The 18,859-nt window shown below is 67.5% G+C and carries 17 protein-coding genes; 4 read left to right on the top strand and 13 right to left on the bottom strand.

Going from position 1 to position 18,859, the window contains the following annotated elements:
• Window positions 1-76: 76 nt before the first annotated feature.
• Window positions 77-1,102, bottom strand: coding sequence for a substrate-binding domain-containing protein (locus AC1DYU_RS01980; RefSeq protein WP_476790183.1), 1,026 nt, complete (start codon window positions 1,100-1,102; stop codon window positions 77-79).
• 262 nt (window positions 1,103-1,364) lie between these two features.
• On the opposite strand from AC1DYU_RS01980, the gene AC1DYU_RS01975 reads away from it, so the two are divergent.
• The 4 genes from AC1DYU_RS01975 to edd all read left to right on the top strand — a co-directional run bounded on the left by AC1DYU_RS01975 (window position 1,365) and on the right by edd (window position 5,937).
• Window positions 1,365-2,570, top strand: a complete 1,206-nt coding sequence (locus tag AC1DYU_RS01975; RefSeq protein WP_476790182.1) for an ROK family transcriptional regulator — start codon at window positions 1,365-1,367, stop codon at window positions 2,568-2,570.
• A gap of 3 nt (window positions 2,571-2,573) precedes the next feature.
• Window positions 2,574-3,017, top strand: coding sequence for an RbsD/FucU family protein (locus AC1DYU_RS01970; RefSeq protein ID WP_476790181.1), 444 nt, complete (start codon window positions 2,574-2,576; stop codon window positions 3,015-3,017).
• Entirely contained in the window at window positions 3,014-3,973 is a 960-nt protein-coding gene (locus tag AC1DYU_RS01965; RefSeq protein ID WP_476790180.1) for a carbohydrate kinase family protein, read from the top strand. The genes AC1DYU_RS01970 and AC1DYU_RS01965 overlap by 4 nt, the downstream gene beginning before the upstream one ends.
• Before the next feature lie 119 nt (window positions 3,974-4,092).
• Entirely contained in the window at window positions 4,093-5,937 is a 1,845-nt protein-coding gene (gene edd, locus AC1DYU_RS01960; RefSeq protein ID WP_476790179.1) for a phosphogluconate dehydratase, read from the top strand.
• 252 nt (window positions 5,938-6,189) lie between these two features.
• Here the strand turns inward: edd and AC1DYU_RS01955 are convergent, their stop codons facing one another.
• From AC1DYU_RS01955 to AC1DYU_RS01900, 12 genes are all read right to left on the bottom strand, one after another.
• On the bottom strand, window positions 6,190-6,606 hold the full coding sequence (locus AC1DYU_RS01955; protein ID WP_476790178.1) for a Rieske (2Fe-2S) protein: 417 nt from the start codon (window positions 6,604-6,606) through the stop codon (window positions 6,190-6,192).
• Window positions 6,606-7,712 (bottom strand): amidohydrolase family protein, encoded by a 1,107-nt coding sequence (locus AC1DYU_RS01950; RefSeq protein WP_476790177.1) that lies wholly within the window; start codon window positions 7,710-7,712, stop codon window positions 6,606-6,608. The genes AC1DYU_RS01955 and AC1DYU_RS01950 overlap by 1 nt, the downstream gene beginning before the upstream one ends.
• A complete protein-coding gene (locus tag AC1DYU_RS01945) occupies window positions 7,709-8,779 on the bottom strand; it encodes an amidohydrolase family protein (protein WP_476790176.1) in 1,071 nt (356 codons plus the stop codon). The genes AC1DYU_RS01950 and AC1DYU_RS01945 overlap by 4 nt, the downstream gene beginning before the upstream one ends.
• Window positions 8,776-10,032, bottom strand: a complete 1,257-nt coding sequence (locus tag AC1DYU_RS01940) for an MGH1-like glycoside hydrolase domain-containing protein (RefSeq protein WP_476790175.1) — start codon at window positions 10,030-10,032, stop codon at window positions 8,776-8,778. The genes AC1DYU_RS01945 and AC1DYU_RS01940 overlap by 4 nt, the downstream gene beginning before the upstream one ends.
• A complete protein-coding gene (locus tag AC1DYU_RS01935) occupies window positions 10,029-11,096 on the bottom strand; it encodes an ABC transporter ATP-binding protein (protein ID WP_476790174.1) in 1,068 nt (355 codons plus the stop codon). Before AC1DYU_RS01935 ends, AC1DYU_RS01940 begins: the two co-directional genes overlap by 4 nt.
• Window positions 11,097-11,102: 6 nt before the next feature.
• Window positions 11,103-11,921 (bottom strand): carbohydrate ABC transporter permease, encoded by an 819-nt coding sequence (locus tag AC1DYU_RS01930; RefSeq protein WP_158483028.1) that lies wholly within the window; start codon window positions 11,919-11,921, stop codon window positions 11,103-11,105.
• A complete protein-coding gene (locus AC1DYU_RS01925) occupies window positions 11,918-12,766 on the bottom strand; it encodes a carbohydrate ABC transporter permease (RefSeq protein ID WP_476790173.1) in 849 nt (282 codons plus the stop codon). Before AC1DYU_RS01925 ends, AC1DYU_RS01930 begins: the two co-directional genes overlap by 4 nt.
• Before the next feature lie 9 nt (window positions 12,767-12,775).
• Window positions 12,776-14,065: an ABC transporter substrate-binding protein gene (locus AC1DYU_RS01920; RefSeq protein ID WP_158483030.1), complete on the bottom strand. Its 1,290-nt coding sequence runs from the start codon at window positions 14,063-14,065 to the stop codon at window positions 12,776-12,778.
• The gene (locus tag AC1DYU_RS01915) at window positions 14,040-15,116 is read right to left on the bottom strand and encodes a substrate-binding domain-containing protein (protein ID WP_158483031.1); all 1,077 of its coding nucleotides are present in this window, start codon (window positions 15,114-15,116) and stop codon (window positions 14,040-14,042) included. The genes AC1DYU_RS01920 and AC1DYU_RS01915 overlap by 26 nt, the downstream gene beginning before the upstream one ends.
• 266 nt (window positions 15,117-15,382) lie before the next feature.
• Window positions 15,383-16,360, bottom strand: coding sequence for an ABC transporter ATP-binding protein (locus tag AC1DYU_RS01910; RefSeq protein WP_476790172.1), 978 nt, complete (start codon window positions 16,358-16,360; stop codon window positions 15,383-15,385).
• Entirely contained in the window at window positions 16,357-17,337 is a 981-nt protein-coding gene (locus tag AC1DYU_RS01905) for an ABC transporter ATP-binding protein (protein ID WP_476790171.1), read from the bottom strand. The genes AC1DYU_RS01910 and AC1DYU_RS01905 overlap by 4 nt, the downstream gene beginning before the upstream one ends.
• Window positions 17,334-18,848, bottom strand: a complete 1,515-nt coding sequence (locus tag AC1DYU_RS01900; RefSeq protein WP_476790170.1) for a gamma-glutamyltransferase — start codon at window positions 18,846-18,848, stop codon at window positions 17,334-17,336. Before AC1DYU_RS01900 ends, AC1DYU_RS01905 begins: the two co-directional genes overlap by 4 nt.
• Between the last annotated feature and the right edge of the window lie 11 nt (window positions 18,849-18,859).

Here is an 18,859-nt window from a genome sequence, read left to right as displayed (position 1 = left end):
CGCTTTTTTCAGGCGCTCCGCATCAGGGGCGCCAGTTCTTGCAAGGGCGGAAGAGCGCCCGTATCAGGCAACGCGACTAGCCCCAGCACTTCTTCATGGCAGCAGCGCTATCGATCGAGGGCAAGCCTTCAACCGGCTTGTCGGTCACCAGCTCGACGCCGGTATTGACGAAATCGAGCCCCGGCGAGGCCTGCGGCCTGGTGCCGTCGGTAGCGAATTTCTTCACCGCCTCGACGCCCTTGGCCGCCATCAGCAGCGGAAACTGCATCGAGGTCGCGCCAATCACGCCATCCTTTACATTCCGCACGCCGGGGCAGCCACCATCGACAGAGATGATCAGCACGCCTTTTTCGCGGCCGACCGACCGCAAAGCCTCATAGGCCCCGGCCGCGGCCGGTTCGTTGATGGTGTAGACCACAGAGACGCCGGGGTCCTTCTGCAGCAGGTTCTCCATCGCCTTGCGGCCGCCCTCCTCGCTGCCGAGCGTGACGTCATGTCCGACGATGCGGGCATCCTTCTCGTCGCCGATCCTGGCGGGATTGCCGATATTGATGCCGAAGCCCTTGAGGAAGCCCTGATCGCGAGCGACATCGACCGAGACCTGATTCACGTTGAGATCGAGCAGGGCGATCTTGGCCGATGCCGCTTTCGCGCCGAGCGTCTTGGCTGCCCATTGCCCGATCATCTCGCCCGCCAGGAAATTATCGGTGGCGAAGGTGGCGTCCGCCGCGGTCGGCGGATCGAGCGGCGTGTCGAGCGCGATCACCAGGATGCCGGCGGCGCGGGCCTTTTCGATGGCCGGCACGATGGCGCGGGAATCGTTCGCAGTGATCAGGATGCCCTTGGCGCCGGAGGCGATCAGGTTTTCCACGGCAGCGACTTGGCCGTCATTGTCGCCATCCACCTTGCCGGCGAAGGATCGCAGTTCCACGCCACTGGCCTTTGCGGCCTCTTCGGCGCCCGCCTTCATCTTGACGAAAAACGGATTGGTGTTGGTCTTGGTGATGAGGCCGACGATGGGCCTGTCGGCGGCACAGACGCCTTGAACGCCCAGTGCAAGCGCAAGCGCGGATGCGGCGAATAGCCCTGCTGACTGACGCATGGTTTCCCTCCCTTGGGACAGTTGTCGATCGGCGCGGTTCGACCGCACGCATGTTGTTTCTGCCCCTATCAGGCACGGAGCCCGACAACCTGTCAATTAATAAATCATTCCGATTTATTAATTGACAGTCTCGCTCTGCCCGGATCATTCTGATGGGCGCGATGCGCATTGCGAAACGAACCGTAGCGAAAACAAGAAGAACACGTTTGTCAGGGAGTCGAGGATGGGAGAGCACGCGCCATTCTTGGAGGCCGACGAGCCCGTGGCAATAGCTTCGGCAGGAAGTCGCGGCACCAGTCAGACGGGCGCCCGGCTCTATAACGAGCGTCTGATCCTGTCGCTCATCCGCCGTCATCGCAGCCTCGCCAAGGTCGAGATCGCCCGCCTCACCGGCCTCTCGACCCAGACGACAACGGTGATCATCAACCGGCTGGATGCTGACGGGCTGCTCAGCGCCGGCGAGCCGCAGCGCGGCCGCGTCGGCCAGCCATCGGTCCCCTACTCGCTCGATCCGGACGGCGCGTTCGGGCTTGGCCTGATGATCGGCCGGCGCAGCTCCGACCTCGTCCTGATGGATTTCACCGCTGGCATCCGCGCCAGGCAGCGCATGATCTATCCGTTCCCGGTGCCGCACGACATCCTGGCCTTTGCCGAACGCGAGATGCCGAACCTGCTTGCCGCCCTTCCCGACGCGCATCGGAAGCGGATCAGCGGGCTTGGCGTCGCGATGCCCTTCGAGCTGTGGAACTGGGAGGCCGATATCGGCGCGCCGCCGGGAGCGCTCGGCGCATGGCGCGATTTCGACGTGGCCGGCGAGCTTGCGCGCCGCTTCGCGCCATGGCCGATCCGGCTTTGCAATGACGCGACCTCGGCCTGCGCCGCCGAGCTCACCTTCGGTGCAGGGCGCGCCTACAGGGACTTCGCCTATTTCTATGTCGGCGCCTTCATCGGCGGCGGCGTCGTGCTCAATGGCAGCCTGTTTCCCGGCCGCAGCGGCAATGCCGGGGCGCTGGGCTCGATGCCGATCATGCGGCGCGAGGAGAATGGCGAGGCGAGCCTGCAGCAATTGATCCGCACCGCCTCGATCTATCGATTGGAGCGCCGGCTGATCGCCGCGGGCCGGCGCGGCGCCGATATCTGGCTGTCTCCCGATGACTGGTCGAACTTCGAGGAGCCGCTGGATGCCTGGATCGCGGAGGCGGCCGAGGCGCTGGCGCAGGCCATAGCCGCCGCGCTCGCGGTGATCGATTTCGAGGCGATCATCATCGATGGCGCCTTTCCGGCCGAGGTGCGCCGCCGCCTCGTCGAGCGCATCCGCGAGCGCCTCGCCCGCATCGACCGCCAGGGCCTGACGGAGGCTGCGGTGCTGGAAGGCTCGATCGGGCGCGATGCGCGCGCGATCGGCGGCGCGGCGCTGCCTTTGCTCGCCGCCTTCGCCCGCGACCACGACGTGCTGTTCAAGGACTGACGCATGCTCAAGGGTATCACGCCCCTGCTCGGCCCCGGGCTGCTCGCCATCCTGCGGGCGATGGGCCATGGCGACGAGATCGCCATCGTCGATGCCAACTACCCTGCCGACGCCCATGCAAGGCGGCTGGTGCGCATGGACGGCCATGACGCGCCGGCGATCCTCGATGCCGTGCTCTCGCTCATGCCGCTCGACTCGGCCGTGCCGGAAGCCGCATTCCGTCCCTGCGCCTTCGGGGATTGCGGGCGGCTAGAGCCGGTCTTCGCCGCGTTCGAGGCCGCCATCGCGCACCGCGAGCCCGGCTTCCGGCTTGTGCCGATCGCTGGCGAGGCCTTCTACGATCGCGTCCGGGCCGCCTATGCCATCGTCGCCAGCGGCGAGCGGCGCCTCCATGGCAATATCATCCTGCGCAAGGGCGTGATCGCGCATGAGGGAGCCCGGCCGTGATCCTCGTCTGCGGCGAAGCGCTGATCGACCTGTTCGTCGGGCCGCCCGAAGGCGCCGAGATGCCGGCCCGCGCGGTCGCCGGCGGCTCGCCCTTCAACGTCGCCATCGGCCTTGCCCGGCTCGGGGTCGAGACCGCCTTCCTCGGCGGCATTTCGCGTGACCGCTTCGGCACGCTGCTCGCCGAAATCCTGGCCCAGGAAGGCGTCGACGACCGCTTCCTGGTGCGCACCGACCGGCTCTCGACCATCTCGGCCATCGCGACCGCCCGCGACGGCCAGCCGAGCTACAGCTTCCATGGCGAGTCGGCGGCGGACCGCTCACTTGAGCTCGCCGACCTGCCGGCGGCGCTACCGGCGGAGATCCAGGCCCTCACCTTCGGCTCCTACACGATGGTGGTCGAACCCGTCGGTTCCGCCTTCGCGGCACTCGCCGAGCGCGAGAAGGGCCGGCGCGTCATCAGCGTCGACCCCAATCTGCGCCCGACCGTGGTCGGCGACATGGCGCGCTGGGCCGGCGCGGCCGAGCGCTTCTACCGGACGGCGACGCTGATCAAGGCCAGCGACGAGGATGTGCGCATCGCCTGGAACGGCCGGGTCTCGATCGCCGAGGCCGCAGCCTACTGGCTCGGCTGCGGCGCAAGGCTGGTGGTGATTACCGAGGGCGTCCAGGGCGCGGTCGCTTTCTCCCCCACCGGCAGCATCACCGTGCCCGGCCGTCCGGTCGTCGTCCGCGATACGGTGGGGGCCGGCGACACCTTCCACGCCGCCCTGCTCGCGCAGTTGGCAAAGACCGGCCGGCTACATCCCGACGCGATCGCGGCCCTCGACCTGCCGGCGATCGGCGACCTGCTCGCCTATGCGACGGCCGCCGCCGCCATCACCGTCGGCCGCCGCGGCGCCGACCTGCCGAGCGCGGCCGAAGTCGAGGCGAGCCTGCATCCGCGCCTCACCGGCTGAACGCCCAGAGCAGGGTGCGAAGGTGGGAACCGGATTTTTCGCGAGAACCGTGCCCATGATCACGCCATGCCGATGGCGTATTCAAACCGAGTCAGTTCTAACCGAGCCAGGAGGTCCCCATGAGCGCCCAAGCCAACGGCCCCGCCCTCGACGCCCGCCTCGGCGAGGTGACAGAGCGCATCGCCGGACGCTCCCGCGACACGCGCCGGCGCTATCTCGACCGGCTTGCCGCCGCTGCCGACGCCGGCCCACGCCGGCAGCGGCTCGGCTGCGCCAACCAGGCGCATGGCTTCGCCGCCTGCGCGCCCGGCGACAAGGCGATGCTGCGCGCCGGCACGGGCGTAAATCTCGCCATCGTCAGCGCCTATAACGACATGCTCTCGGCCCATCAGCCTTATGAGAACTTCCCCGAGCTGATCCGTGCCACGGCGCGGGCCGCGGGCGGCGTCGCCCAGGTGGCGGGCGGCGTGCCCGCCATGTGCGACGGCATCACCCAGGGCGAGGCCGGCATGGAGCTGTCCCTGTTCTCGCGCGACGTCATCGCGCTTTCGACCGCGGTCGCGCTGTCGCATCAGACCTTCGACGCGGCGGTCTTCCTCGGCATCTGCGACAAGATCGTGCCAGGCCTCATCATCGGTGCGCTCTCCTTCGGCCATCTGCCGGCGGTGTTCATCCCGGCGGGGCCGATGACCTCGGGCCTGTCCAATGACGAGAAGTCCAAGACCCGCCAGCTCTTCGCCGAGGGCAAGCTCGGCCGCGAGGCGCTGCTGGAAGCCGAAGCGCAATCCTATCACGGCCCCGGCACCTGCACCTTCTACGGCACCGCCAACACCAACCAGATGGTGATGGAGATCATGGGCCTGCACCTGCCCGGCGCCTCCTTCGTCAATCCCAACACGCCGCTCCGCGAGGCGCTCACCAAAGCGGCGACCGAGCGGGCGATGGCGATCACCGCCCTCGGCAACGACTACATCCCCATAGGGCGCATGCTGGACGAGCGCGCCTTCGTCAACGGCGTGGTCGGCCTGCACGCCACCGGCGGCTCGACCAATCATACGCTGCATCTCGTCGCCATGGCCGCTGCGGCGGGCATCCGGCTGACCTGGGACGATTTCTCCGACCTCGCCAAGGTGACGCCGCTGCTCACCCGCATCTATCCCAACGGCAAGGCCGACGTGAACCATTTCCATGCCGCCGGCGGCATGGGCTTCATCATCCGCGAACTGCTCGGCGCGGGGCTTCTGCACCGCGATGTCGAGACGATCCTGGGCAAGGGGCTCGACGCCTATGTCCAGGAGCCGATGCTCGGGCCGAACGGCGCGCTCGCCTGGCGTGACGGCGCGAGCCATAGCGGCGACGAGGCGGTGCTGCGCGGCGCCAGGGCGCCGTTCCAGCCGACCGGCGGCCTGACCCTGCTCACCGGCGATCTCGGCCGGGCGGTGATCAAGACCTCGGCCATCGCCAGCGAACGCCATGTCATCGAAGCCCCGGCCCGCATCTTCCACAGCCAGGAAGCTCTGCAGGCCGCCTTCAAGGCCGGCGAGCTCGAGCGCGATTTCGTCGCGGTGGTGCGCTTCCAGGGGCCGAGGGCGAACGGCATGCCCGAGTTGCACAAGCTGATGCCGCCGCTCGGCGTGCTGCAGGATCGCGGCTTCAAGGTGGCGCTGGTCACCGACGGGCGGCTGTCGGGCGCCTCGGGAAAGGTGCCGGCCGCAATCCATGTCACGCCCGAAGCCGTCGATGGCGGGCCGATCGCGCGCATCCGCGACGGCGACCTGATCCGGGTCGATGCCGTGGCCGGCACGCTGACCGTGTTGGTGGAGGAAGACGAATGGGCGGCGCGCTCCCCTGCTAACGCTGATCTCGAAGCCTCGCATTGGGGCGTCGGCCGCGAGCTGTTCGGCTCCTTTCGGGCCGCCGTCGGCACGGCCGATACCGGCGCGACAATCTTTTCCGCTGCCTGAGGCGGGCAGCCCGCGCCTTCGCTACGTGTCGACCCCTGCCTACCTCACGCTCCAGGAAGTCGTTGCGCGCTACCGTGGCCAGGTCGGCGAAAGGACGCTGCGGAACTGGAGAGCGATCCAGGACGAAGCCCTGCTGGTGCGAGCCGCCAATGCCGCTTCAACCGGTCGGCTCTGATCGCTTGCCGTCGGTGGATCTCATCTCTTCGCAAGGTGGTCCATCAACGTCGCGACCACGAACTTGAATTCAGAACATCACACCTCAACCACGATATAGTCTTGCTCCACCTTCACCTGAACGGTCTCGGCCTGATAAGGCCCATCAAACAACTCGGCGCCGCGCTTCACCTCGACCTCATAGGTCTTGGCGCGGATGCGGCCGGGCTCGGCACGGGATTTTCCGGTGCGGATATCGAACTCCCAGCCATGCCAGGGGCAGCGCAGGATCTCGCCCCGGCGCGTATAGCTGTACTCGCCGGGCTCAGAGCCGGCTTCGACCAAGCCAGTGGTGCGGCCAAGGCAAAGATCGCCGCCCTGATGCGGACAGCGATTGAACAGGCCGAAGAATTCGCCGTCTAGATTGAAGATCACGACCTTGCGGCCGGCGACCTCGGCGACGTGCCTCTCTCCCGACGCAACAGCGCTGGCCAGGCCGACGACATGCCTTGCCATCAGCGTGCCCCGTAAAGCGACCTGGCATTGTCGAGGAAGAGCGCCTGCCGCGCCGCATCGTCGAGCTTGACCGGGACGGCCCAGAGCGGGTCGTCGAAATCCCAATGTGGGTAGTCGGTGGCGAAGAGCAGCCGGTCGATGCCGATCCATTCGACGATGTCGTGGAAATGTTTGCGCTTCTCCGGCTCCTCCATCGGCTGCGTCGTCATCCAGACATGCTCTTTGATGTAGTCGGTGGGCTTGCGTTTGAGATGGGGGGTCTCATCGCGCATCCGGGCCCAGTGTTTGTCGAGCCTCCAGCCCAGCGACGGCAGCCAGGCCAACCCTGCCTCGATCAGCACCATGCGGGTGCCGGGAAAGCGCTCGAACACCCCTTCCAGCACCATGCTCGTCAGCAGCGACTGGCAGCATTGCGCATGCCCGACCATCTCTTCGATATAATAGGAGGGCCAGCCGCCGGCCGTGACGGGATAACCGCCATAGCCGAAGGCGTGAACGCCGATGGGCAGTTTCACGCGCTGCGCGGCCTCGTAGATCGGCCAGTAGCGGCGCTGGCCGAGCGGCTCGGCGGTCCGGCTCAGCACCAGCACCTGGGCGAAATCCTTGTGCCCGGCCCAGTGGTCGATCTCCGCCGCGGCAGCCTTGCCATCCTCATAGGGCACCACGATCGAGGCCTTCAGCCTGGAATCTTTGCTGGTCCACTCGGCAACCTGCCACTCGTTGAGCGCGCGCGCCAACGCCGCGCTGTAGTCCAGGTTCTGCGCCGCGCCGGCGGCAGGCGCGATCACCGTCATGATGCCTAGTTCGACCTTGTTGGTGTCGAGATGCTGCTTCTGCATGAAGGAGAGATCGCTGCCGGGCCGTCCGTCCGGAGGCCAGGAATCGAGGCGCGCGGCATCGGGCTGCCCCTTGGGATAGGCGGGCCCGCTCTGGTAGCCGTGCCGGGGCAGCATCCCATAGGTCATCGCATGCTCCTGCCAGCGCTTGGACAGGTAGGGCAAGATATCGGATGGCTTGGCGAGACAGGGATGAATGTCGCAATCGGCAATGACGGGCCGGACGATCGTGGATTCGGGCACCGGGCGTGTCGGAAGCTCCCTGTTCATGCGAAATCCTCCTTGATGCGGGGATAGGTCATCAGCGGATTGTCGATCAGGATCTTGCGCCTGAGGCTATCGGGCAAAAGCGGCGGCAGCGCGTCCTGGCCTTCGAACTGCCAGTGCGGATAGTCGCTGGAATACAGCAGCAGATCGTCCGAGCCCATCTGGTCGAGCACGCGCTGGAGGGCGTCGCCATCGACCGGCGCATCGACCGGCTGCAGGGTGAAGCGGATCTGGTCCCGGATAATGTCGGGCGGCGGTCGGTCGACCCAGGGGATCTCCATGCGCAGGCCGCGCCAGTATTTGTGCAGCCGCCAGAGATAGGCCGGCAGCCAGGTGAAGCCGGATTCGATCAGGACGATCTTGAGGTTTGGAAATTTGCTGAGCACGCCCTCGCAGACGAGGCTTGTGAGCTGGGTCTGGAAGCCCTGCGCTTGATTGACGTAGTCTTCGGTGACATAGGACGGCCAACCGACGGGCGTGACCGGATGGCGGTAGGTCGAGCCGGCATGGATGCCGATGGGCAGACCGTGCCGGGCCGCAGCCTCGTAGATCGGCCACAGGCTGCGACGACCGAGAGGCTGGTCGGACAGGCAAGGCAGCAGCACCTGCACGAAACGCCTGTCGCCGGCGCAGCGCTCGATCTCGGCGGCGGCGAGCATGGGGCTCTGGATCGGCACGACGATCGAGGCACGCAGGCGTGGGTCGCGGTCGAGCCATTCGGCGGCCAGCCAATCGTTGACCGCGCGCGCAAAGGCCGCGGCCATATCCTCGCTGAACAGCGTCGTCACGGCATAGAGGCAGTTCAGGATGCCGGCCCGAGCGCCAAAACCGTCGAGTGCCTGCTTGCCAAGCTGCGCGACGTCGGAACCGGCCTTGGCGCCCTGAATGCGCCAGTCCGGCCGGGACGACAGCGGCGCGCGCAAGGGATAGCTGGTCGATTCCAGATCATGGACCCCGCGCTGCGAGACCGCATCGGCCCATTGCGGATCGAGATAGGGCACGAGCGAGGCGATGCCCGGCACGGCCGGGTGCAGGTCGCAATCGATCGCGCCCTGGGCTGGCAGGCTCATGCGGCCTCTCCTTCACCGAGCAGAAGATCGATCGCCGCCGTCCAGGAGAAGGTGCCGCCGCCGATGCCGGCGCGGCTGGTCGGGTCGAAATACTCGCTGAAGCCGGCCTCGCCGATCAGGCGCCGCGTATCGGCCTCGACGAGCCGCGCGGTCTCGCCCTCCCCGCCCGCCCGCAGCCCCTGCGCGATCATCCAGTTGACGACGACCCAGACAGGGCCGCGCCAGTAGCGCTGCGGCTCGAAGGCGGGCTCGGCGGGATCGGTCGAGGGCACCAGCGCGATGCCCCGGCCGTGCCAGTCGCTCAGCCGTGCGGCGAGCACCGCGGCATGGTCGTGAAGGCCGGCGAAGAGCGGAAGGAACCCCGCCGATGTGCGCAAGGCGATCGGCGTGTCAGACACGAGATCGCGCGACGTGTAGATGCCGAGCGCCTCGTTCCACATCCCCGCGATCGCGGCCTGCTTGCGCGCGATCCGCTGCTCGATGCCGGCGCGCTCGGCGCTCGAGCCGAACCGGTTGGCGAGCCCGAGCAGATCGTGCTCGGCCCGCAGCAGGATCGCGTTGGTGCCTATATCGGCGACCCTGAAAGGTGAGACGGCCAGCATCCGCGACGGATCCCAATCGGCCTCGCGGAAGAGATCGACCAGATGGATGAAGCGCTGATACTCGATGCCGCGCGGACGAAAGGCCGCATCGACATGGCCGGTATCGCGCCGCCGGATTTCCGTTTTGGTCTGGGTCGGTACGCGCTCGAGCGCGACGTCCCAGGCGGGGCTGTTGTCCATGCCGGTTTCCCAGGGATGCAGCGTCGTGACGAGGCCGGTCCGGCCGGGATCGCGCGCGCGCTCCCACCAATCATGGTTCAGCACGAGATGGGGATAGACCGCCGCCGCACGCGCAGCCCCGTCTGGACCCTGGCGTTCCAGGACGAAGCGCACGGCGCTGGCGAGCACGGGAGGCTGGGTGATGCCGGAGGTCGCAGGGGTTCGCGCCGTCCCCCACACCTCCGGACCGGGGAAATAGTCGTCCGACGGCGCGTGGAAGACGATTTGCGGCACCAGCCCGTCGTCCCACTGCCCTTCGAGCAGGCGTTCGATCTCGCGCCAGGCCCGTTCAGCGTCGAAGGTGACCCAGCCCATCGCCACGAAAGCGGAATCCCAGTTCCACTGGAACGGATAGAGCCGGTCGGTCGGCACGGTGTAGCCGCCGCGGTCATTGGCGGCGAGGATGGCGCGAGCCTGTTCGACGCGGGTCATGATCGCCGCTCCAATGCAATGCCGTCGCCGCCGATCCAGCTCAGCCGCGCCACGTCCGGCTTGAGGCGCAGGTCCGTACCCGGCGTCAGCGGCGGCAGCGTTCCGCCGGCCGGCAGGACGACCCGCATCGGCTGTCCGCCGGCGGCGCTGCCGGTGAGTAGAAATTGCGGGCCGAGCAGTTCGGCCACCCTGAGCGTGAAGACAAAGCCCGGCTCGCCCTCGCTCGCCGGCACGATGTCCTCGCCGCGCAGGCCGAGCAGGACCTGGCTGCCGCTACCGGCAGGGACCGGAAAGGTCATGCCGCCGAGGTCGGCCTTGCCGTCCCTGACGGGCAGATCGAGGAAGTTCATCGGCGGATTGCCGACGAAACCGCCGACGAAGCGGGTGCGCGGCCGGTCGTAGATATCCGACGGCGTGCCGACCTGCTCGATCCGGCCGCCATGCATCACGGCGATGCGGTCGGCCAAGCCCATCGCTTCGGTCTGGTCATGGGTGACGTAGAGCGTCGTGGTCCCGGCCTGCGCCAGCACGCCCTTGAGCTCGGCGCGCATTTCAAGCCTCAGCAGCGCGTCGAGATTGGAGAGCGGCTCGTCCATCAGCAAGACCGCGGGCTCAACCGCCAGCGCCCGTGCCACGGCGACGCGCTGACGCTGGCCGCCCGACAGCTGCGCCGGGTAGCGCTTCAGCAGGCCCTCGATGTGAAGCAGCGACGCCGCCTTCTCGACCTGGGCCAGGACCCGCGCCTTGTCGGCCTTGGCCATGCGCAGGCCGAAGGCGACATTCTCGAACACAGTAAGATGGGGGAACACCGCATAGTTCTGGAACACCATGGCGAGCCCGCGCTTGCGCGGTGGCAGGTCGGAGACGTCGCGCTCGCCGATCAGCACCCTGCCCCGGCTCTGCGCCTCCAGCCCTGCGATGATGCGCAACAGCGTGGTCTTGCCGCAGCCCGATGGGCCTAGCAGCGCCACGAACTCGCCGTCCGCGACCGTCAGGTTCACTTCGGCAAGGGCTTGCACCTCGCCGAAGGATTTTGCCACGCGTTCGATGGTGATGCTGGCCATGCCGCCTTACCGGTTGCCGATGCCCCACATCGCAAACAGGCGACGGCGCACGAGGAAAATGAACAGAACGGAGGGCACGATCAGGATCAGCCCACCCGCGAATTGCAGGTGCAGCGGCGATTCCGACAGCACCGAGAGCAGAAAGGCCGTGAGTGGGCGCTGCCTGACAGTCAGGACGGAAGCGGCGAAAACCTCATTCCAGGACAGGACGAAGGCGAAGATGGAGGCCGCGGCGATCCCCGGCAGCGCCAGCGGCAGCACGACCTTGATGAAGCCGGTGAAGCGCGAGCAGCCGAACACCCAGGCCGCCTCCTCGAACTCCCGGGGGATTCCCATGAACAGGCTGGCGCAGACCAGCGTCGCAAAGGGCGTCGCCAGCACCGCGTGGACCAGCGCCACGCCGAACGGCGTGTCGTAGACGCCGAGCCGGATGAAGGAGACCGTCAGCGGCAGCGCCAGGATCGCGACGGGAAATGCACGCGTCATCAGGATCAGGATGCGGTAGGCGCCGGAGCCCCGGAAGCGGAAGCGCGCCAGCGCGTAACCGGCCGGCACCCCCATGGCGAGCGCCATCACCATCGTCATCGCCGCGGCCTTGACGCTGACCCAGGTCGCGCGCCAGACGCCGTCGATGGCGAGAAAGGTCCGCAGCGTGTCGAGCGCTACGCTGAAGGGAGCGAAGGGTTTGGGCCATTGCGAGACGATGTCGCGGCCGCCCAGCGCGCCGAGCGCCAGCAGATAGATCGGCAGCAGCGTCCAGACGCAGAGCACGGCGAGGCCGGTGAAAAACAGGGCGCGGTCGAAGCGGGAGGGACGCGGGTTCATGCCCGCTGCTCCGCCGGTACCCGCAACGCGACCAGATAGACCAGCGTCGCTGCGATCGAGATCGCCATGACGAGCACGGCATAGGCTGCCGCAACGCCGTAATCCTGGCTCTGGTACTGCCAGTTGAAGGCCTCGCTGACGAGGACGGGGAAGTTCCGGCCGCCGAGCGCCAGCGCCATCGCGAACATCTCAAAGGCGAGCACGGTGCGCAGGATCAGCGCGGTCTGGATGCTTGGCTTGAGCAGCGGCAGGGTGATGCGCATGAAGCGTTGCCAGGCCGTGGCGCCGAAGACCTCGGCCGCCTCCTCATACTCCTTCGGCAGCAGCTGGACGCCGGCCAGCAGGATGACGAAGACGATCGCGGTCGCGCGCCAGATCTCGGCGACGACGATCGCCGCCAGCAGCGCCAGCGGCGTCTCGTATGTGAGCCAGGCCTGCGGCGACGAAATCAGCCCGAGCTGGAACAGAGCGGAATTGAACCACCCCTGGTCGGTCAGGATCGCGAGCCAGACGAGACCCGCGGCAAGGTCGGAGATGCCGAGCGGGATCGACCAGATCCAGACCAGGATGTCGCGCCCGCGCTTCACCTGCCGCAGCATCATCGTCATGGCGAGCGCCAAAGCGAGCTGCAGTGGAACCGCCAGCAGCACGACCTTGAAGGTATTGGCCATGGCATCGCCGAAGTTGAGGTCGTCGGCCATGCGGTGGAAGTTGCCGAGGCCCCAGCTGCCGCCCTGCTGGAACGCAAGCAAGGCCGTCTGCCCAAGCGGGAACAGGAACAGCCCGGTCAGGAACAGCACCGAAGGCGCGATCAGCAGATAGGGCAGCAGACGACCCTCACGCATGGCGTGTGCTCACTCGACCGGACAAGGGCCTTGGCTCGGCCTGTCGGGCAGCCAGCACGGCGCCTTGGTCTCCGTGATGATGCGCTTCAGGGCTTCGCCCTGGCGCTCCAGTGCGGCCTTGGGGTCTTCGCCGCGCAGCACGATGCGCTGGAAGGTGTCGACATAGACCTTGTCGAACTCGCCACCGCGCTGGTCGAGGCCGACCGGCAGCAGGCTGACGATTGCATTTCTGGCGCTGGTCATCCTCTGAACCGCGTCGATCTGCAGCTTCAGGCCCGGATCGATGTCGGCGGGCATGTCGACCTTGGCGACGGGGAAGAATGCCACCGCCTTGGCCGTCTTCACCTGCACGTCGGGCTGGGTCAGATAGGCGATCAGCTTCTTGGCGGCGTCGGCCTGCGGCGCGCCCTTGGCGATGGCCAGCCCCGCGACCACGGGCATGTAGCCCAGACCCTTGGGACCGGAGGGAGCCGGGAAGGCGACGAACTCGTCGGGCTTGCGCGAAAGCGCGTCGATCAGGCGTGCGACATGGTCGAAGGCGATCCAGACATCGCCCGAGAGCAGCGGCTCCTGCATGAAGGCGTAATTGGTCGAGTTCGGGTTGACGGTCTTCCAGAGTTCGCGGAATTTCGTCCACATCTCCACGGCAGCCGGCGACTTGAAGGTCGTGACCACGCCGCCGGTATAGGAGGGGTAGAGATAGCCCTCGAAAAAGCGGTGCATCAGCCCGGTCGGACCGGCCGGGAAGCCGATCATGCGCTTGCCGGTCTTGGCCTGGATGTTGGCGCCCCATTGCGCCAGCTGGTCATAGGTCAGCGCATTGATGTCGGCGCCCTCGGGCAGGAAGGGCAGCGCCTGTTTGCTAGCGACCATGATGTAGGTGGCCTGCATCCAGGGGATGAACATCTGCTTGTCAGTGCCGAGCTTGCCGGCCTCGACCATGCCCGCGTTGAGCCCGCGGTCCTTCAATGTGGCCAGTACGTCGTCGAGCGGCATCAGCGAATCGGCCGCCAGCGGCTGCAATTCGCCATGCAGTGCGCCGATCAGGCTGGAAACGGGCTTGCCGCCCTGCTGCTCGGCCCGGATGTGGACGCCGAGTTGCGGTGGTTGCTCGGTGACGAACTCCACCCCGCCGGGAAAATCCTTGAGGATCTCGGAGCGCAGCTTCTGTGCCGCCTCGATCGGCCGCAGCTGCGTCGACAGAAAGACGACCTGAGCTGAGGCTGGGGCAGCAGCGAGACCGAGCACGAGGGCGGCGATGGCGCCTGTAAGCTTAGGGGTCGCGAAGGCCTTGATCATTGGTTGTGTCCTCCCTGGAAGCAATCCGGCTCTTGATCTGGCCGTTGTCGATCGGTGCCGGTCCGTCGGACCGGCGGGCTATCAGGCTGGCGCCGCGCAGTTCGCTCATCGGCGCATCGCTGCGGCCGGCGAGTTGGGCGAGCAGCATGTCGAGCATACTTTGCGCCGCGCCCTCGATATCGGGATCGAAGCTCGTCAGCGGCGTCGCGACGTAATTGCCGACCGGCGAATTGTCGTAACCGATCACCGAGACGTCGCGGCCGGCCTTCAGTCCGGCATGGCCCAGCGCATGCAGCGCGCCGACCGCAAGGCGATCGGTGGCGCAGAGCAGCGCCGTCGGCAGCTCGCGTCCGGCAAGAAGTTCGGCAGCAAGGCGATAGCCATTCTCCTCGCTCGGTTCGGCAAAGCGGGCCGGTCCCGGTTCGACGCCGGCCTCAGCGAGGGCCAGGCGCCATCCGGCCTCGCGGAAGAAGCCGAAGCCGTAGTCGAGCGGCGCGCCGATCAGGGCGATCCGGCGGTGGCCGAACCCGAGCAGGCGCTGTGTCGCGGCGCGGAAGGCCGCGGTGCCGTCGATGTCGACCCAAGGATGGCCGCCTGCTCCGGTGCGTCCATGGGCGACGAAGGGCAGGCCGGCCTCGCGCAGATAGGTGATGCGGGCATCGTCGAGCCGGGTACGGGCGACGATCATCGCATCGACACGGCGGTTGCCAACAAACTGACGGTAGAGCGCGAGTTCCTCGGCGCCACCGCGCGCGCTGGACACGATGAGGTCGAGCCCCGCCTCGGCCAAGCGCGGACCGATCGCGCCGATCAGCCGCAGGAAGAACGGCTCGCCGAGCTGGCCCGGGCCTGTTGGCAGCACGATGCCGACCGCGTCGCTGCGCCCGCCGCGCAGGCGTCGCGCGGTGGCGTTGGGACGATGGCCGATGCGCTCGGCCTCCGCCTGGATACGCCGGCGCGTCGCTTCCGCCACGTCGCCATGTCCGCCGAGCGCGCGCGAGACGGTCGTGACGGACAGATTCAGGGCTGTGGCGATACGAATGAGCGACATGAAACCTCGGACCAAAACGCTATTCCGAAACGTTTCGGAGTGTCAATCACGCGATTTCAGCGCGCAGAACGCTCCTCATCTCTCAGGAGAAATTGTCTTTCGCGGCCATCTACGTTTCACTTCAGGGAGATCGAGCGCGGCATTTTGAGAGCAGACGCCGACTGAGCCAACGACGAGCGCGCATCGCCTCGCTTGGAAATGGACACGCCGCAGCGCGGTCGCCTGTTTGATCGCCGACGGCGCTGCTGCGCCGATTACCCGTCGCGCTACCGTGTCAGGAAGCAGGCGGCCTCGGTTCCCGAGACTGTCGTGCGCAGCTCGGGTCGCGCCGTCGGGCAGATCTCGACGCGGATCGGGCAGCGGCTGACGAAGGGACAGCCCGGCGGCGGCGAAAGCGGGCTCGGCAGGTCGCCCGTCAGGATGATCTTTTCGCGTTTGCGCTGGAGCACCGGGTCCGGCAGCGGGATCGCGGAAAGCAGCGCCTTGGTATAGGGGTGCTGCGGCGCCTCGAACATCAGGTCGATCGGCCCGCGCTCCATCACCGTGCCGAGATAGAGCACCATGGCCTCGTCGGCCAGGTGGCGCACCACCGATAGGTCGTGCGAGATGAAGAGATAGGCCAGATCGAGGTCGCGCTGCAGCTCCAGCAGCAAGTTGAGCACCTGCGAGCGGATGGAGACATCCAGCGCCGAGACCGGTTCGTCGAGGATCAGCAGGCGCGGCGACAAGGCGAGCGCGCGTGCGATCACGACGCGCTGGCGCTGCCCGCCCGAAAGCGCGCTCGGCAGGCGCTCGGAGAAAGCGGCAGGCAGGCCGACGCGGTCGAGCAGTTCTGAGATGCGACTGCGTCGGTCATTACGCGTCCAGCCCGCGATGGCGAGCGGCTCACTGACGCTGTCGGCGATGCTCATCTTGGGATTGAGGGCGGCGCTCGGGTCCTGGAAGACGATCTGAATATCGCGGGCAAGGTTCGCGCGCTCGCTACCGCGCAGATGCGTGATGTCGCGGCCGTCGAACAGCACCTTGCCTGATGTCGGCTGTTCCAACCCGATCACAGCATAGGCCGTCGTCGACTTGCCGCAGCCGGATTCGCCGACGAGCGCGACCGTGCGGCCGGCGGCGACGTCGAAGGAGACGCCATCGACCGCCTTGACCACGCCGCCGGGCGTGCCGACGCCCCGGCGCAGCTTGAAATGGACTTTGAGGTCGCGGACCTGAAGGAGCGGTTGCGCGGTCGCGGTCATGCCAGCGCCTCGACGTCAGCCGAATGCCAGCAGGCGGCGGCATGGCCCGGCCCGACATCCGCCAAAGGGGGCGTCGCGACGCAAGCCTCGTCGGCAAGCGGACAGCGGGTGCGGAAGCGGCAGCCATCGGGCCAGGATTCGGCGCTTGGGACCATGCCCTCGATGGTGCGCAGCGTCATCTTGCGCTGTCCTTGCAGCGTCGGGATCGTCGCCAGCAGCAGCTTGGTATAGGGGTGGCGCGGCGCGGCGAAGATCGGTTCGACCGGGCCGCTCTCGACGATCCGGCCGCCATACATCACGCAGACATCGTCCGCGAGATCGGCGACCACGCCCATGTCATGGGTGATCAGCACGATCGCGCTGCCGACCTCGCCGCGCAGGTCTCGCATCAGTTCGAGGATCTGGGCCTGAATCGTCACGTCGAGCGCCGTCGTCGGCTCATCGGCGATCAGCAGGGCCGGCCGGCAGATCAGGGCTGCCGCGATCATGATGCGCTGGCACATGCCGCCCGACAATTCGAACGGATACTGGCGCGCGCGCCGGCTCGCATCGGGAATGCCGACGCGGGTCATCATCGCGATGGCCTCGTCGCCTGCAGCGCTGGCCGAAAGGCCGCGATGCAGGCGCAGCGCCTCCTCGACCTGCTCGCCGACGCGCATCAGCGGGTTGAGCGAGGCGACCGGCTCCTGGAAGATGATCGTCGCCTCGTTGCCCCTGACCTCCGACAGCGCATCCTCGTCGAGAGGCAGGAGATCGCGCCCGTTCAGGCGGATCTCACCCCCGGCGATACGCGCCGCCTTCGGCAACAGGCCCAGCACCGACAGCGCGGTCAGGCTCTTGCCGCAGCCGGATTCACCGACGATGGCGAGGATGCGGCCCGAACCGAGGCTCAGCGAGACATGATCGACGATGCGGTTTCCGCCGATATCGATGACGAGGTCGTCGATCGCCAGGACGGGGACATCTGTGACGCTCATGCCGTGGCCGCCACCACGGCCGCCCAGGGGCTGGTCGGATGGGCCATGCCGGCGAAGCCCCCGCCGTCGGCAGCCATCACGGCCGAGGGAATCGAGAAATTCACGGGATAGAGCGTGTCCTCAACGATCTCGACCGGAAAGGCGCTGGCGACGGTGGCTGCGACATCGGCCTCGGCGCGTGCATCGATCTTGATGCGCGGCGTCGAGGCGTCGATGCGCGGGCGGTGAAAGACCTCCTCCAGCGACAAGCCGAAATCAGCCATGCCCGAGATCAATTGCAGCACCGTCGGGAAGATGGTGCGCCCGCCCGCCGCGCCAATCGCAAGCACCGGGCGGCCGCCCTGGCTCAGCACCAACGGGCACATATTGGCGAGCGGCTTCTTGCCCGCCGCGATGCTGTTGGGTTGGTCAGGGCGCGGATCGAACCACATCATGCCGTTGTTCATGATGATACCGGCTTGCGGCAGCGCGACCTTGGCGCCAAAGCGCGAAAGCAGCGTGTTGGTCAGCGAGACCATCGTCCCAGAGCGATCGACCACGCTGACATGCGAGGTGCAGCCAACCTGAGGCGTGGCGGCATGACCGAGCGTCGTCAGCCGCTTTTCATAGGCCCCGCGGATGGCCGCGGCGTAGAGCAAGGCGGCCTGGGCCGGCGAGGTTTCGCGAGACAGTGGCCCGTTGGCGAGGCGTTCCGCCGCGTCGAAGAAGGTCGGGCCGCCGCTGAGGCCCGGCACGGCGGCGATGTCATAGTCGCGATAGCGCCCTGTCAGAGCCGGCGCCCAGACCACCTCGTAGCCGGCAAGATCACTGGCGCGGATCGCCGAGCCGCCGGCTTCGAGATCGGCTGCGATCGTTGCTGCGCTCTCGCCCTCGTAGAAGTCGCGCGCGCCCGCTTTGGCCAGCCGCCGCAGCAACTTGGCCTTGAGAGTCATCGGCTTGAAGCGCTGCGTATCGGCGCCCGCCCTGGGGCCGTGACCATCGTCGAGCAGGATTGCCGAAAGCGCAGGATCCCGCGCCAGACCCGGCGCTTCGATCGCGATGCAGAGTGCCGCGAACCAGTCGATTTCCAACCCGCGCTCGGCATGCTCGATCGCGGGCTGGAGCGCGTCGCTCCACGAGATCGAGCCATGCCGCTCCAACGCGGCGGCGAGCCCTGCGATCGCGCCCGGCACGCAGATCGCGCCGTAGCCGGAGACGTTGCGATCCCCGACGACCGAAGGCCAACTGAACCAGTTGCCGGCCTGCGCGCCGGCAAGTGGATAATCCGCCGGGTCGAGCCCGATTGCGGCGCGCACATTGAAGTCGAGGGTCTCGGTCGCGCCGGTAGTGCCATCGGCATGGACCAGGAAGCCGCCGCCGCCGACGCCCGACAGCCAAGGCTCGACCGTGCTGAGCACCAGAGCGGCGACGACGGCCGCGTCCATCGCATTGCCGCCGCGCGACAGCACATCTGCGCCCGCTTGCGCGGCATGACGGTTCTGGGCCGCGACGAGGCCGTGGGCCGAATGCACGGCGGGCCTCT

The sequence above is a fragment of the Allobosea sp. P2_B12 genome (assembly GCF_056404835.1).
This window is presented reverse-complemented; position numbering and strand designations above follow the sequence as displayed.

Excerpts from the sequence above, each read along its gene's own strand:
- AC1DYU_RS01980 (WP_476790183.1), bottom strand. The coding sequence starts at position 1,102 with ATGCGTCAGTCAGCAGGGCTATTCGCCGCATCCGCGCTTGCGCTTGCA.
- AC1DYU_RS01970 (WP_476790181.1), top strand. The coding sequence starts at position 2,574 with ATGCTCAAGGGTATCACGCCCCTGCTCGGCCCCGGGCTGCTCGCCATC.
- edd (WP_476790179.1), top strand. The coding sequence starts at position 4,093 with ATGAGCGCCCAAGCCAACGGCCCCGCCCTCGACGCCCGCCTCGGCGAG.
- AC1DYU_RS01955 (WP_476790178.1), bottom strand. The coding sequence starts at position 6,606 with ATGGCAAGGCATGTCGTCGGCCTGGCCAGCGCTGTTGCGTCGGGAGAG.
- AC1DYU_RS01950 (WP_476790177.1), bottom strand. The coding sequence starts at position 7,712 with ATGAACAGGGAGCTTCCGACACGCCCGGTGCCCGAATCCACGATCGTC.
- AC1DYU_RS01945 (WP_476790176.1), bottom strand. The coding sequence starts at position 8,779 with ATGAGCCTGCCAGCCCAGGGCGCGATCGATTGCGACCTGCACCCGGCC.
- AC1DYU_RS01940 (WP_476790175.1), bottom strand. The coding sequence starts at position 10,032 with ATGACCCGCGTCGAACAGGCTCGCGCCATCCTCGCCGCCAATGACCGC.
- AC1DYU_RS01935 (WP_476790174.1), bottom strand. The coding sequence starts at position 11,096 with ATGGCCAGCATCACCATCGAACGCGTGGCAAAATCCTTCGGCGAGGTG.
- AC1DYU_RS01930 (WP_158483028.1), bottom strand. The coding sequence starts at position 11,921 with ATGAACCCGCGTCCCTCCCGCTTCGACCGCGCCCTGTTTTTCACCGGC.
- AC1DYU_RS01925 (WP_476790173.1), bottom strand. The coding sequence starts at position 12,766 with ATGCGTGAGGGTCGTCTGCTGCCCTATCTGCTGATCGCGCCTTCGGTG.
- AC1DYU_RS01920 (WP_158483030.1), bottom strand. The coding sequence starts at position 14,065 with ATGATCAAGGCCTTCGCGACCCCTAAGCTTACAGGCGCCATCGCCGCC.
- AC1DYU_RS01915 (WP_158483031.1), bottom strand. The coding sequence starts at position 15,116 with ATGTCGCTCATTCGTATCGCCACAGCCCTGAATCTGTCCGTCACGACC.
- AC1DYU_RS01910 (WP_476790172.1), bottom strand. The coding sequence starts at position 16,360 with ATGACCGCGACCGCGCAACCGCTCCTTCAGGTCCGCGACCTCAAAGTC.
- AC1DYU_RS01905 (WP_476790171.1), bottom strand. The coding sequence starts at position 17,337 with ATGAGCGTCACAGATGTCCCCGTCCTGGCGATCGACGACCTCGTCATC.